The following is a 13694-nucleotide window of genomic DNA, read 5'->3' as shown; positions in this document are numbered from 1 at the left end:
CTTTCAGGCCGCTACGAGGTACGAGAAGACCGATTCCAGGGACTCGTCCGAGGGCGAGACGGTGAGGAGCCGGATGCCGTGCTCACGGGCCACGCGCGGCAGCAGCTCCGTGAAGCGGCCGAAGTCGACCGCCTGGATGCGCAGCGCGCCCTCCGTGACGTCCACCTCGATCCCGGCGGTGGACGGGTCGGCGATCAGTGCGGCGGCCAGTACCCGGTCGTCGCTGGACCGTACGAGGTAGCGGTGCGGACGGTCCGTCATCAGCCGGCGGATCTTGCGGAAGTCGCCGGAGGCGGCATGCCGTCCCGCCACGATCACCTCGATGTGCGAGGCGAGTTGCTCGACCTCCTCCAGGATGTGCGAGGAGAACAGCACCGTGCGGCCCTCCGCGCCCATCCGCCGCAGCAGATCCATCAGCTGCATGCGCTGGCGCGGGTCCATGCCGTTGAAGGGCTCGTCGAGGAGCAGCACGCTGGGGTCGTGGACCAGGGCGGACGCCATCTTCACGCGCTGGCGCATGCCCTTGCTGTACGTCGCGATCTTGCGGTCCTGTGCCTGCTCCATCTCGACCGTGGCGAGGGCCTGTTGTGCGGCGCGCTCGTTCAGTCCGTGGAGTTCGGCGTTGGCGACGACGAACTCACGGCCCGTGAGGAAGTCGTACATCGCCTCCCGTTCGGGCACGATGCCGATCTTCCGGTAGACGGTCTCGTTCTGCCAGATCGTCTCGCCGTCGAGGGTGACCGCGCCCGTGGAGGGGGCGAGGAAGCCGCCCATCATGTTGATGAGGGTGGACTTGCCCGCGCCGTTGGGGCCGAGGAGGCCGGTGACGCCGGGGCCGACCGTCATGGTGATGTCGTTGACCGCCACCACGTTGCCGAACCAGCGCGAGGTGTGGTCGATGTTGATCGTGGTCACAGCCCGACCTTCCGGTAGCGGCGCATCAGGACGGCGTACGAGCCGGCGATGAGCGCGAGAACGACGAGCAGATAGACCACACCGACACCGGCTCCCGGGCCCACTTCCCCGGGGAAGTCGGAGGTGGCGCCGAGGAAGGCGGTCTGTACGCCGCCGATCAGGGTGATCGGGGAGAACAGGCCGAGCCAGCTGACCGCTCCGGTCGCACCCTGGGAGAAGGCGATGGCCTGGACGGTGGAGACCGCGCCGTAGGTGATGGTCAGTACGGCGATGACGGCCGCGACGCCGAAGCCACGGCGCGGGGTGAGCGCGGCGACGACCAGGGCGATGCCGGAGAAGAGCAGTGAGAGGAGCGCCACCGAGACCAGTCCCTGGCCGAACCCCTTGGTCTGGTCGGCGAAGTCGAGTTTGGCGAGGAGCCCGCCGATGTAGAGGATCACGATCGGCGTCGCGGTCAGTGCGAAGAGGGCCGAGGCCATCGCGGCGTACTTGGCGAGGACGTAGTCGACGCGTTCGATGGGCCGCGAGAAGTAGAGCGGGATGGACTTGAACCGCAGGTCGCGGGAGACGGACTGCGGGGCCTGCGCGGCGAGGTACAGGCCGATGATCGCCTGGGTGACGATCGCGTACTGCGTGTAGTCCAGCGGCAGGGCCTTCGCCTTGGTCGCCACGGCGACCGCCACGATGATCGCGGCGGGCACGCACATCACGCCGAAGAGGATCATCGGCAGCACCTTGGACTTGGCCGAACGGCCCAGCCCGTAGGACCCGCGCAGGGACTGCGAGAAGAGGGAGCGGCGGGCGTAGGCACGGCCCAGGCGCTGGCCGTCGTACTTCCGGTATCCGATGTTGTGGATCTGGGTGGTCTCGGTACTCATCGCGCCTGCACCTCCTGCTTCTGCTGTCCCTGTTGCTGCGCGGGCGGGGAGTGGTCGGTGGCTTGCGAACGGTCGGTGTGGAAGACCTCGGCGATGTGGTGGCGGCGCTGTTCCATCCGTACGAGCCCCAGGCCCAGGTCGGCGACCGTGTCGCGCACCAGGTCGTAGGTCTCCTCGCCGGACGCTTCGACCAGCAGGATGTGACCGGCGCCCGGCAGTCCCTCCTCGACGCCCTCGTGCAGGGTCACTCCCGCGGCGGCCAGCGTCTCGCGCAGCACCTGCGTACCGTCCGGGTGCGTGTCGGTGTCCGTGACCTCGACCGCCAGCGTCGCGGTGGTCTGGGTGAAGTCGCTGGTGGAGCTGGAGCGGAGCAGCGTGCCGCCGTCGATGACGACGACGTGGTCGCAGGTGCGTTCCAGTTCACCGAGGAGGTGTGACGTGACCAGGACCGAGATGCCGAAGTCCGTGTGGACCCGGCGGATCAGCGCGAGCATCTCGTCGCGGCCGACCGGGTCCAGGCCGTTGGTCGGCTCGTCGAGGAGCACCAACTGCGGGTCGTGGACCAGCGCCTGGGCCAGCTTCACCCGCTGTTTCATCCCGGTCGAGTAGCCGCCGATGGGTCGGTAGCGCTCCTCGTACAGGCCGACGTGGCGCAGCGTGTCCGCGGTGCGCTCGCGTGCCGCGGTGAGCGGCAGTCCGGACATGCGCGCCATGTGGACGACGAACTCGGTGGCCGAGACGTCGGGCGGCAGGCAGTCGTGTTCGGGCATGTATCCGACGCGCTCACGGATCTCGGCGCCGCTGGTGGCGACATCGAGTCCGAGCACGGCGGCCCGGCCTTCCGTGGCGGGGGACAGCCCCAACAGGATCTTGATCAACGTGGACTTGCCGGCTCCGTTGGCGCCCACCAGGCCGGTCACACCGGGTCCGATGTCCAAGGAGAGCCGGTCAAGTGCGGTCACCCTCGGGAACCGCTTGCTCAGGCTTTCGGTCGCGATCACAGTCACATTCCGAAGGTAGTGGCGCATGTCATGTCCGGCGTCACCCCAGACGGCTGGATCCCTGTCCGACTCCAGGCGTACAGGACCCGTAGGGGCCCGGTACGAGAGAGCTACGGTCGTCCGTTCGGACCCGCCCCGGTCCGGGCGGAAGAGCCCGGTGCGCGCGGCGCCGGACGGTCCGGTTGTCCACAGGCTGCGCGGGGCTCTTGACGTAGCCGCCGGGCATTGTCACATTCATCAGTGTCAAGTTACGAGCACGTACCGCACACAGGACGGGACGGACGGGTGGCATGGCCTCAGCGGTGAAGTCAGCGGGGAATCCGGGCAGGAAGCCGGTGGGGACATCGGTGGGCGGTCCGGTGGGGAGTGCCGCCGCGCGGCGGGCACGGTCCGCGCAACTGCAAGGGTTCCGGGAGGTCCAGACCCTTGCGTACGCCTGTGCGGAGGCGGTCGCCGCCCAGCTCAGACCGGGTGTGACCGAGCGCGAGGCAGCGCGGATGCAGCGCGAGTGGCTGTACCGGCGGGGTGTGCGGGACTGGTTCCATCTGCCCTTCGCCTGGTTCGGGGACCGGACGGCTTTCACGGGTTTCAAGGTGCCGTTGCAGTTCTTCCCGACGAACCGGCGGCTGGAGGCCGGTATGCCGTTCATCCTCGACATGGCCCCGGTCTTCCGGGGTTTCACCGCGGACATCGGCTACTCGGGCTGCCTGGGCCTCAACCCCGTGCACGACCGGCTGCTCGCCGATCTGGCGGCCCACCGCGAGCTGATCCTGCGCGAGGTGCGTGAGCGGCGCACGCTGCGCACGATCTACCAGGACGTCGACCGGCTGATGGTCCGCCAGGGATACGCGAACCGGCACCGCGCCTACCCCTTCGGCGTGATCGCGCACAAGGTCGGGCAGGTCAGGGAGCGCCGCTGGTCGCCCCATGTCTTCGGCTTCGGTACCCGGTCGCTGAAGGGGCTGGCGAGCGACGCGCTGCATGGCCACCGGGACGGCTGGTCACCGCTGTGGAGCCCGTACCGCTTCTCCGACCACCCGCCCCGGCCCGGACTGTGGGCGGTCGAACCACACCTCGGATTCCGGGGAACCGGCGCCAAGTTCGAGGAGATCCTGGTCGTCACCGACTCGGCCGACCCCGAGCAGAGCGCCTTCTGGCTGGACGACGATCTGCCGCATGTGCGGCGCTGGGCAGAGGAGAGGGCCGCGTGAGCGCAGGGATCGAAGGAGCGCGTGAGCGCTGGGTGCGCACCGGCGGGATCGAGCTGTGCGTCGCCGAACTGGGCGACCCGGACCGGCCGACGGTCCTGCTGGTGCACGGCTATCCGGACAGCAAGGAGGTGTGGACCGAGGTCGCGGCGCGGCTGGCCGCGCGCTTCCATGTGGTGCTGTACGACGTCCGGGGCCACGGCAGGTCCACGGCACCGGTTCCGCTGCGCGGCGGCTTCACGCTGGAGAAGCTGACCGACGACTTCCTGGCCGTCGCCGACGCGGTGAGCCCTGGCCGGCCGGTGCATCTCGTCGGCCACGACTGGGGATCCGTGCAGTCCTGGGAGTTCGTGACCGTCCCGCGCACCGAGGGCCGGATCGCCTCCTTCACCTCGATGTCCGGGCCTTCGCTGGACCACTTCGGGCTCTGGATCAAGAAGCGGATGTCCCGGCCCACCCCCCGCAGAGCCGCCCAACTGGTCGGCCAGGGAGCCAAGTCCTGGTACGTGTACATGCTGCACACCCCGGTGCTGCCGGAGCTGGCCTGGCGCGGACCGCTCGGCAGACGCTGGCCGAAGATCCTTGAGCGGGTGGAGAAAGTGCCCCCGGGCGACTACCCGACGGACTCGCTGCCCTCGGACGCCGCGCACGGCGCCTGGCTCTACCGCGACAACGTCCGCCCCCGGCTGCGCAGACCGCGCGCCGACGCGTACGCGCACGCGCCCGTCCAGCTGATCACGCCGACCGGGGACGCCTTCCTCTCCGAGCGGCTCTACGACGACCTGGAGCACTGGGCTCCGCAGTTGACGCGCCGTACGCTGCCCGCCAAGCACTGGGTGCCGCGCACCCGGCCGGATCAGCTGGCCGCCTGGATCGGCGAGTTCGTCACGGCGCACGAGAACCCGGCCGCCACTCCGCGCGCCGTGGCCACCGGGCCGCACGCCGAGCGCTTCGGCGGGCAGCTCGTGCTGGTGACGGGCGCGGCGAGTGGCATCGGGCGGGCCACCGCGTTCGCGTTCGCCGAGTCGGGGGCCCGGATCGTGGCCGTCGACCGGGATGCGGAAGGAGCGGCCCGTACCGCGGAGATGGCCCGGCTCATCGGCTCTCCCGAGGCCTGGGGCGAGGCCGTGGACGTCAGCGACGAACAGGCGATGGAGAAGCTCGCCGCGAAGGTGGCCGCCGAGTACGGCACGGTGGACGTCCTGGTCAACAACGCGGGCATCGGCTTCTCGGGGCCGTTCCTCGACACCACGAGCGAGGACTGGAAGCAGGTCCTCGACGTCAATCTGTGGGGGGTCATCCACGGCTGCCGGCTCTTCGGCAGGCAGATGGCCGCGCGCGGTCAGGGCGGCCACATCGTCAACACCGCTTCGGCCGCCGCCTTCCAGCCGTCGAAGGCGCTGCCCGCGTACGCCACGTCCAAGGCGGCGGTGCTGATGCTGAGCGAGTGCCTGCGCGCGGAGCTGGCCGGGCAGGACATCGGCGTCAGTGCGATCTGCCCCGGCATCGTGAACACCGGCATCACCTCCACCGCGCGCTTCGCCGGGGTCTCTCCGGACGAGGAGAGGCGCAAGCAGAAGAAGTCGTCCCGGCTGTACGGACTGCGCAACTACCCGCCGGAGAAGGTGGCGGAGGCGATCCTGTCCGCGGTGGTGCACAACCGGGCGGTGGTTCCGGTGACACCCGAGGCACGCGGCGCCCTCTTCATGTCACGGTTCGCACCGAAGTCCTTGCGGGCGGTCGCGCGATGGGAGCCACCGCTGTGAGCACCGGGAAGCACACCGAGCAGCACACCGGGACCGACGCGCCGTACGCGATCACCCCGCGCCGGGTCTCCTTCGACTGGGCCGCCACCCCGCTGCACTGGATACCGGACGAGCCCACCGCCACCCATGTGATCAATGTGCTGCATCTGCTGCTCCCGGCGGGCGAGCGGTGGTTCGTGAAGGTCTTCAAGGAGGCCCTGCCCCTGGTCGCCGATCCGGAACTGCTCAAGGACGTCAAGGGGTTCATGGGCCAGGAGGCCACCCACAGCGTGCAGCACTCCCATGTCCTGGACCACCTCGCCGCCCAGCGGCTCGACACCGCGGCATACACCCGGCACGTCGACTTCCTCTTCGAGAAACTCCTCGGCGAGCAGCCGCCGTTCGGTGTGCCGGTACCGGAGCGGGAATGGCTGCGCTTCCGGCTGTCCCTGATCGCCGCGATCGAGCAGTTCACCGCAGTCCTCGGTAATTGGGTGCTGCACGCCGACGCCCTCGACACGGCCGGGTCCGACGCGGTGATGCTCGATCTGCTGCGCTGGCACGGCGCGGAGGAGGTCGAGCACCGGGCCGTGGCCTTCGACTGCACTGCGGCGGCGAAGGGCTGCCCCGGTACGCCCGCAGGATCGAGGGCATGGCCGTGGTCACTCCGGTGCTGCTGTGGCTGTGGGCGTGGGGCGCCTCGTATCTGGTACGCCACGACCCCCGGCTGGCGGGGAGGCTGCGCTACTCGCTGCGCGGGCACAACAGAGCAGTCGCCAAAGGGCTGCTGCCCACCTGGGGCGAGCTGGGCTCGGCGATACCCCGCTACTTCCGGCGGTCGTACCATCCCTCCCAGGAGGGCTCGCTGAGCAAGGCGGTCGAATACCTCGCGACCTCGCCCGCCGCCCGTGCGGCAGCGGGTGCGATCGGGCGGGCGGCCTTGTCGTAGTCCCGCCGCCCCACGGTGCGACGGGCACCAGGGGCGCGGGCGTGGAGGGAGAGAGCGTGTCCGGGCAGAGAAAAGGGGCGGCGGAACCCGAGTACCGGATCGAGGACCTGGCGCACCACAGCGGCGCCACGGTCCGTACGATCCGCGCCTACCAGGACCGGGGTCTGCTGCCCAAGCCGCAGCGGCGCGGCCGGTCCAACGTGTACGGGGACAGCCATGTCGCACGGCTGCGGCAGATCGCTGATCTGCTCGACCGGGGCTACACCCTGGCCTCCATCAAGGAGCTGCTGGAGGCGTGGGACGCGGGCCGGGGGCTCGGCGGTGTGCTCGGTCTCGTCGCCGAGGTCAGCGGAGGCTGGACCGACGAGGAGGCGGACCGGATCTCCCGGGCGGAACTGGTCGGGAAGTTCGGCGGGGTCCGCGACGACGGGGCCGTGGCCGACGCGGTGGCGCTGGGCGTGCTGGAGCCGATCCCGGGCCGCGACGACGAGTTCCTGGTACCGAGCCCGCAGGAGCTGGACGTAGCGGTGGAACTGCACGCGGCCGGTGTACCGCTGAAGGCCATCTCCGTTCATCTGCGGGAGCTGCGCGGACAGGTCGAACACATCGCGTCCCGGTTCCTGGAGTTCACGACGGAGCATGTCTTCGCCCGGTACCTGGGGCACCCGCCGCCCGACGAGGCGCAGGTGGCGGAGGCCGCCTCGCTCGTACGGCGGCTGCGACCGCTGGCACAGCAGAGCGTCGACGCCGAACTGGCGCGGGCCATGCGGCTGTTCGCCACCCGCCATCTCCAGCAGCACCTGGAACCGGACGGCCCGCCCGTGCATCCGGAAGGCCGGACGGCCGTAGCGCTCCCGGCAGCCACGATCCGTGCGGTGGAGAAGCTGGCGGGCCGGGAGAACACGGCCGCTTTCATCACTGCGGCCACCGAACGGGAGCTCCAGGCACGGACGTTGGACGCTCTGACTTATCCCCAGCCCGAAGACGGGCAGGTCGGGCAAAAGCCGTAAACCACACCCACCTTGTCCACAGATCCGTCAAATTCCCTGTGGATAAACCCCCTTGCCTGTGGATCATGCCTAACTCGGCGGGCGCAGAAGGTAATTCGGATGCACGCCGGTGCGCTCCGCTCGCACCCTTGTCGAATGAACGACAGACACACCGTGAAGGTGTCGAAGTACCTCTCCAGACATCTGCGGCACCAGCCCGAGCGCATCGGCATCACTCTCGACGAGCACGGCTGGGTGGAGGTCGACACGCTGCTCCGCGCGGCTGCGGCGCACGGACTCCGATTCACCCGGGCCGAGCTGGACCATGTCGTCGCGGTCGACGACAAGCAGCGCTTCACCGTCGAAGGCGCGCGGATCCGGGCCAACCAGGGGCACACCGTCGAGGTCGATCTCGGCCTGCCGGCGGCCGAGCCGCCCGCGTACCTCTACCACGGGACGGTCGCCCGCAGCCTCGACGCGATCCGCGCCGAGGGCCTGCGCCCGATGAACCGCCACCACGTCCATCTCTCGGCGGACCGCGGGACGGCGACCCGGGTGGGCGCCAGGCGGGGACGCCCGGTGGTGCTGAGCGTGGATGCCGGGGCCATGCACGGCGCCGGCCACGTCTTCCAGGTCAGTGCCAACGGGGTATGGCTCACCGACCGGGTGCCGCCGGAGTTCCTGCGCCTCCGGGGCTGACCGGATCCGCCGCCCGACCCGGTCCGGCTCAGCTCAGCTGCTTCGGCGCCTCGGTCGCGATCCGCTCGAAGACCTTCTCGTCGGCGGCGAAGATCGTTCCGGGAATCGGTGCGTGGATCACGATCTCGTCGATACCGAGTGCCGCGTACCTGCCCGCGAAGTCGACGAAGGCGTCGAGGGACTCCATCGGACGGCCCTCGTCCGGAGTGAAGCCGGTGAGCAGGATCTTCTCGACACCTGCGGCGTCCCTGCCGATCTCGTCACAGGCGGCGGCGAGCTTGCCGATCTGGCCCCGGACGGCTTCGACCGACTCCTCGGAGGTGCCGGTCTCGAAGATCTTCGGGTCGCCCGTCGTCACCCAGGCCTGCCCGTGTCCCGCGGCGATCCGCATTCCGCGCGGACCGGTGGCGGCGACGGCGAACGGGAGCCTCGGCCCCTGCACACAGCCGGGCAGATTACGGACCTCGTCGGCGGAGTAGTACGTGCCCCGGTGGGACACCGAACCCTCGGTCAGCAGCCGGTCGAGCAGCGGTACGAACTCCCCGAAGCGGTCGGCCCGCTCCCGCGGGGTCCACGGTTCCTGGCCCAGCGCCGTCGCGTCGAACCCGCTGCCCCCGGCGCCGATACCCAGGGTGATCCGGCCGCCGGAGACATCGTCCAGCGCGATCAGGTCCTTGGCGAGCGTCACCGGGTGCCGGAAGTTCGGCGAGCCCAACCCGCGCTCATACCATCGGTGCCATGCCCCGCCCCAAACACCGAGAGCCGACCATCACCCCAGGTGAACCGGCCGCCCTGTACTGCCGAATATCCCAGGCCGACGATGACGACCAGACCGGCGTCGACCGGCAGGAGCGTATCTGCCGGGAGATCGCCGAGCGGCGCGGACTGGTCATCGACCCCGCCCACGTCTTCGTCGACAACAGCCGCTCCGCCTGGCGCCGCAACCGCAAGCGGCCCGGCTGGGACCAGCTCCTCGAACACGCCCGGCGCCGCGAGTTCCGGCACATCATCGCGTACCACCCCGACCGGCTCATGCGGCAGCCGCGCGACCTGGAGGAACTGCTCCAGGTCTCCGACGAGCACGCGATCGTGCTGCACGGAGAGGCGAACCGCCGGAACCTCTCCGACCCCGACGACCGCTTCATCCTCCGCATCGAGGTCGCCCACGCCTGCCGCTCCTCCGACGACACCTCCCGCCGCCTGAAGTCCGCACTCGCGGAGCGCGCCGAGACCGGCATGCCGCACTCGGGCAAGCGGCGGTTCGGGTACGAGCCCGACGGCATGACCGTCAGGGAGGACGAGGCCGAGATCGTCCGCGAGGTCTTCGACCGCTACCTCAAGGGCCAGAGCCCGGTCGCCATCGCCCTGGTACTCCACAAGCGCGGTATCAAGACCGTGTACGGCAAGGAGTGGACCCAGGGCACCGTCCGGGCGCTGCTCGACTCCCGCCACGTCGCCGGCATCCGCATGCACCAGGGCGAAGAGGTCGGTGCCGGGAAGTGGCCCGCCATCATCGACGCCGGCACCTGGGCCGAGGTCCGCGCCCGCCGCGAGTACCGGTCCGCGATCCACCAGACCAACCTGGAACTGCGCCGCTTCTACCTGCTGCGTGGCCTGGTCATGTGCAAGCGCTGCGGCACCCTCATGTCCGGCACCAAGGTCGGGGCGGTGCCCTCGTACCTGTGCACGCGCAAGAGCCGTAACGACGAGAAGAAGTGCGTTCGCCGCGTCGCCGCCGTGAAGCTGGAGGAATTCGTCACCGAGGCCGCGATCGACCTGCTGGGACGGCTCGCCGTCTCCGGAAAGCTTGCTTCGGCCACGCCACCGAACTCCCTGACGGAGGCGGTGGAGGCGGACCAGGAGCAGCTCACCGAACTCAATCAGATGTGGACAGCCAAGGAGATCTCCACGGCGGAGTACCGGGCGATGCGCAAGGAGATCACCGACCGGATCGCCAAGGCACAGCGGCGGATGGTCATACGCCCGGTGAAGCTGCTGACCGGGCTGACAGGGCCAGGGGCCCGAGTTGCCTGGGAGGCCGACGAGATGACGGACGAGCGGCGCAACGCGGTACTGCGCTTCCTGTTCTCCGGGGTGATCATCGACGCGTCGAGCAAGCCGAGCGGAGTCTTCGACTGGGACCGCATCGACATCGAGCAGAACCAGCTCTGAGGGTCGGGAACGGGCTCGGGCGGGGGCGCATTATGCACGAGAACGCCGGTTAGCCCAACCGGCGATTCTCCAGAAACTGAGGGCGTCACGTGCGGACGACCTGCCAGTCGTCCGTGAGCGCGGCACGCGCGGCCCCCAGGCGTTGGAGTGCCTGGAAGCAGCGCGATGCAACCGACCGCCCGACGACCTCATGCAGTGCGGGGACTGCCATCCCCGCACCGTCCGCAAGGAGCTGCCCGTGCGCATGCTGCCCGAGGCGAGCACAGCACCGACCGCCCCCATGACGACCCGAGCCGCACGACAGGAGGAAGCCCGGGCCCAGGCCCTGCGGCGCGTCTGCGCCGGATTCACCACGACGATCAGTCCGCACAGTGCGGCGCGACTGGCCGACCTGCTGACCGGATCGCGGTACGAGAAGGCTGCCTGAAGCCCACACAGAGAAGCGGCCCCGGTGTTGGAGCACCAAGGCCGCAGCGACTCCCAAGACGACCGCCCAAAACGATCTACCCGGCGCCGGGACCTGCCAGTCCGTATCGGCCCGAGACAAGGAAGCTCTGTGCCCCAGGGTACGACCCCGCAGTGGCAAGCACCATCGGCTGACCTCACCCCGGTGGACACCTTCGGCATGCCGTCCACTCCGTCGCACGACGTCGAAGCCGAAGCAGCCGTGCTGGGGGCCTGCATGTATCAGGCAACCGTCATCGACGAGGTCCGCCAGGCACTGGAGCCCGGTGACTTCTACCGGCCCGCGCACACAACGATCTGGCACGCCCTACTGGAACTGCGACAACAGGGAGCGCCCGCAGACCCGATCGCGCTCGCTCACCATCTGCGGTCCCGCGGGGACCTCGCTCGTGTCGGAGGCGCCCCCTACCTGCACACCCTCGCATCGGCTGCCGTGGCGGGCTCCGGAGCCGAGTACTACGCGGACATCGTGCGCCATCACGCCGACCTCCGGATGCTGCAAGCCACGGCGATCCGCGTGCTTCAGGGTGCCACTGCGCCGGGAGCGGACCCGGCCGAGGTACGGAGCCTGCTGGCGACATCGCTGAGCGAGGCCGCCGATCGCGCCCGACGCAGCTCGGGCGGACGACTCCAGCGATACGCCGTGGACGGTTGGTCCTTCGTCGCCGACACTCCGGCCACCACCGAGCCCGTGTGGGGCACTCCGGGGAAAGCCGCCTGGGCCTCGGGGGAAAGTCTGATGCTCGTCGGACCGCCGGGCGTCGGGAAGTCCACGATCGCCCAGCAGATCGTCCTCGCTCGCCTCGGCCTGATCGCCCAGGTCCTGGACATGCCGGTACGCGAGGGCGAGAAGGTCCTCTACATCGCCGCGGACCGGCCCAGCCAGCTCGCCCGCGCCTTCACCCGGATCGTGCACCAAGCCGACCGGGACGTCCTGCGCCGGCGCCTGGTCTTCTGGTCGGGGCCGCTGCCCGCTTCGTTGAACACCGAGCCCCAGCTCCTCGCCGAGCTGGCCGCCGAGCACGGCGCGGACACCGTGGTCATCGACAGCCTCAAGGACGTCGTCGGCAAGCTCACCGACGACGAGGCCGGCCTCGCCTACAACAACGCCCGTCAGCAGCTCCTGCGCAACGGGGTCGAACTTCTTGAATTGCACCACCAGCGCAAACAGGGACCCGACGCCTCACGCACCCAACGCCCCGTCCTGGACCAGGTCTATGGCTCGGCCTGGTACACCGCAGGCGCGGGAAGTGTCCTCTTCCTCAGCGGCGCGGCAGGCGACCCGGTGGTCCACCTCCACCACCTCAAGACCGTCGACGACGAGATCGGCCCGCTGCCGGTCATCCACGATCACCCTCGCGGTACCTCGCGTGTCGACACCAGCCTCGACCCGCTGACTCTGCTGCGGCAGACGGGCTCCAGCGGGCTCACAGCCCGCGAACTCTCCACCCATATCACCGGCGAGAACAAGCCCAGCACGGCGGACATCGCCAAGGCGAGGCGACGCCTGAAGGCCCTCACCAAGAGCGGCCACGCCACCCAGGAAACCGGGGCGGGCGGCGGCACCGGGGGAGGCCAGGCCACCCGATGGAAGGCCACCGTCCACCACATCACTGCCGTCTCCTGACCAGGCGTCCTCCGTACGCGACGCCGTACGCGCCCTGAACCACCGAAGGCGCCTACACACCGCCTCCGGCGCGCACGAATCTCAGAAAACAGCAGGTCAAACGCTTACGCGTCATCAATCGGCGCATACACACGCCGGCGCCTACGCGCTGCCCCCTCCTTGAAGAGGGGGCAGCGTAAGCGCCTCGGCCTCGGAGAACCCTCTATGCCCATCACCACACCCCGGGACAGCGCTGCTCCAGACCTTGCCGATACAGCGGAAGGAGGTCGGGCATGACCAAGCAGGCCACCGAGCGGTACGCGCTCGCAGCTGCCGGAGTCGTCATCGTGCTTCTCACCACCGGCGGATTCTGGCTGTCCTACGCGCACCTCGCCGAAGTCGCCGGGCAGCACGGACTGAGCCACTCACCCACCCGCCAATGGGCCTGGCCGGCGACCCTGGACGCGTTCATCGTCGCCGGTGAACTCCTGATGCTCCGCGCGGGGCTGCGCCGAGTGACCGACGGCTGGGCCATCACCCTCACGGCCACCGGCTCGGTCGGCTCCATCGCGCTCAACGTGGCCGGAGTCAGCGGTACGGCCACGGCCGGCCCCGTGCCTCTCCTGGACTACGTGGTCGCGGCCGTACCCCCGGCCGCCGCTCTGCTCGCCTTCGGCGTCTTGATGCGACAGGTCCACGGTCTTGTCGACCAGCCCGGCGAAGTAGCGCAGACCGCGTTGGACCAAGCGCCGGAACCACTTGCCGGCAGTTCCGCTCATCCCGGCGAAACCGCTGAGCGGCCGAAGCGCCCTTCCGCCCAGCCACCTGCATCGCAGCGTGAGCCGGTGGTCAAAACACGAGGTGGTCGTCCGGCCAGCGCAACGGTCGAGGAGCTCGTAGAGATCGGGCGAATCGCTGCATCAGAGAAAGGCACGCTGACGCGTGAGGTTGTCGAGCAGGCCGTACGAGCCAAGAGCCACACGATCAGCGGCAAACGGCTGACCGAGGTGATGGCCGTCCTTCGAGACCCCGCTACCCGCACCCCACCGGACAACGGCTGACCGTCT

Annotated in this window: 11 protein-coding genes and 2 pseudogenes; 9 read left to right on the top strand and 4 right to left on the bottom strand. The window is 69.7% G+C overall.

Annotated elements, in window-relative coordinates; translation table 11 throughout:
- Positions 1–3: 3 nt before the first annotated feature.
- Genes OG709_RS18610 through OG709_RS18600 form a run of 3 tightly spaced genes read right to left on the bottom strand, consistent with a single transcriptional unit; the run spans position 4 to position 2821 of the window.
- Positions 4–915, bottom strand: a complete 912-nt coding sequence (locus tag OG709_RS18610) for an ABC transporter ATP-binding protein (RefSeq protein WP_250302290.1) — start codon at positions 913–915, stop codon at positions 4–6.
- Positions 912–1793, bottom strand: coding sequence for an ABC transporter permease (locus OG709_RS18605; RefSeq protein ID WP_326694404.1), 882 nt, complete (start codon positions 1791–1793; stop codon positions 912–914). Before OG709_RS18605 ends, OG709_RS18610 begins: the two co-directional genes overlap by 4 nt.
- The gene (locus tag OG709_RS18600; RefSeq protein ID WP_250302292.1) at positions 1790–2821 is read right to left on the bottom strand and encodes an ABC transporter ATP-binding protein; all 1032 of its coding nucleotides are present in this window, start codon (positions 2819–2821) and stop codon (positions 1790–1792) included. The genes OG709_RS18605 and OG709_RS18600 overlap by 4 nt, the downstream gene beginning before the upstream one ends.
- A gap of 263 nt (positions 2822–3084) precedes the next feature.
- On the opposite strand from OG709_RS18600, the gene OG709_RS18595 reads away from it, so the two are divergent.
- The 5 genes and pseudogenes from OG709_RS18595 (at position 3085) to OG709_RS18575 (ending at position 8384) form a co-directional block, all read left to right on the top strand.
- A complete protein-coding gene (locus tag OG709_RS18595) occupies positions 3085–4005 on the top strand; it encodes a M24 family metallopeptidase (protein WP_250302293.1) in 921 nt (306 codons plus the stop codon).
- A complete protein-coding gene (locus OG709_RS18590; RefSeq protein WP_266641792.1) occupies positions 4002–5768 on the top strand; it encodes an SDR family oxidoreductase in 1767 nt (588 codons plus the stop codon). Before OG709_RS18595 ends, OG709_RS18590 begins: the two co-directional genes overlap by 4 nt.
- A pseudogene (locus tag OG709_RS18585) lies at positions 5750–6696 on the top strand (metal-dependent hydrolase). Before OG709_RS18590 ends, OG709_RS18585 begins: the two are co-directional and overlap by 19 nt.
- Before the next feature lie 56 nt (positions 6697–6752).
- Positions 6753–7706 carry a MerR family transcriptional regulator gene (locus tag OG709_RS18580; RefSeq protein WP_329167020.1) on the top strand — a complete coding sequence of 318 codons (954 nt, stop codon included), beginning with the start codon at positions 6753–6755 and terminating at the stop codon, positions 7704–7706.
- 135 nt (positions 7707–7841) lie between these two features.
- The gene (locus tag OG709_RS18575) at positions 7842–8384 is read left to right on the top strand and encodes an RNA 2'-phosphotransferase (protein WP_329167018.1); all 543 of its coding nucleotides are present in this window, start codon (positions 7842–7844) and stop codon (positions 8382–8384) included.
- Positions 8385–8412: 28 nt separating this feature from the next.
- On the opposite strand, the pseudogene OG709_RS18570 reads toward OG709_RS18575, so the two are convergent.
- Positions 8413–9093, bottom strand: a pseudogene (locus tag OG709_RS18570) (LLM class flavin-dependent oxidoreductase); the annotation flags it as partial.
- A 29-nt stretch (positions 9094–9122) separates the two neighbouring features.
- Here OG709_RS18570 and OG709_RS18565 point away from each other — a divergent pair.
- The 4 genes from OG709_RS18565 to OG709_RS18550 all read left to right on the top strand — a co-directional run bounded on the left by OG709_RS18565 (position 9123) and on the right by OG709_RS18550 (position 13688).
- Positions 9123–10556 carry a recombinase family protein gene (locus tag OG709_RS18565; RefSeq protein WP_329167016.1) on the top strand — a complete coding sequence of 478 codons (1434 nt, stop codon included), beginning with the start codon at positions 9123–9125 and terminating at the stop codon, positions 10554–10556.
- Positions 10557–10794: 238 nt separating this feature from the next.
- Positions 10795–10983 (top strand): hypothetical protein, encoded by a 189-nt coding sequence (locus tag OG709_RS18560; protein ID WP_329167014.1) that lies wholly within the window; start codon positions 10795–10797, stop codon positions 10981–10983.
- Positions 10984–11112: 129 nt separating this feature from the next.
- Positions 11113–12648, top strand: a complete 1536-nt coding sequence (locus OG709_RS18555) for a DnaB-like helicase N-terminal domain-containing protein (protein WP_329167012.1) — start codon at positions 11113–11115, stop codon at positions 12646–12648.
- A gap of 272 nt (positions 12649–12920) precedes the next feature.
- Complete coding sequence (locus OG709_RS18550; protein ID WP_329167010.1) at positions 12921–13688, top strand: DUF2637 domain-containing protein; 768 nt, start codon at positions 12921–12923, stop codon at positions 13686–13688.
- Positions 13689–13694: the final 6 nt, after the last annotated feature.

This window comes from Streptomyces sp. NBC_01267, from assembly GCF_036241575.1.
GTDB lineage: Bacteria > Actinomycetota > Actinomycetes > Streptomycetales > Streptomycetaceae > Streptomyces.
This window is presented reverse-complemented; position numbering and strand designations above follow the sequence as displayed.

What these genes read in the sequence shown, in the direction of transcription:
- OG709_RS18605 (WP_326694404.1), bottom strand. Translation starts at nt 1,793, where the DNA reads ATGAGTACCGAGACCACCCAGATCCACAACATCGGATACCGGAAGTAC.
- OG709_RS18600 (WP_250302292.1), bottom strand. Translation starts at nt 2,821, where the DNA reads ATGCGCCACTACCTTCGGAATGTGACTGTGATCGCGACCGAAAGCCTG.
- OG709_RS18595 (WP_250302293.1), top strand. Translation starts at nt 3,085, where the DNA reads ATGGCCTCAGCGGTGAAGTCAGCGGGGAATCCGGGCAGGAAGCCGGTG.
- OG709_RS18575 (WP_329167018.1), top strand. Translation starts at nt 7,842, where the DNA reads ATGAACGACAGACACACCGTGAAGGTGTCGAAGTACCTCTCCAGACAT.
- OG709_RS18565 (WP_329167016.1), top strand. Translation starts at nt 9,123, where the DNA reads ATGCCCCGCCCCAAACACCGAGAGCCGACCATCACCCCAGGTGAACCG.
- OG709_RS18550 (WP_329167010.1), top strand. Translation starts at nt 12,921, where the DNA reads ATGACCAAGCAGGCCACCGAGCGGTACGCGCTCGCAGCTGCCGGAGTC.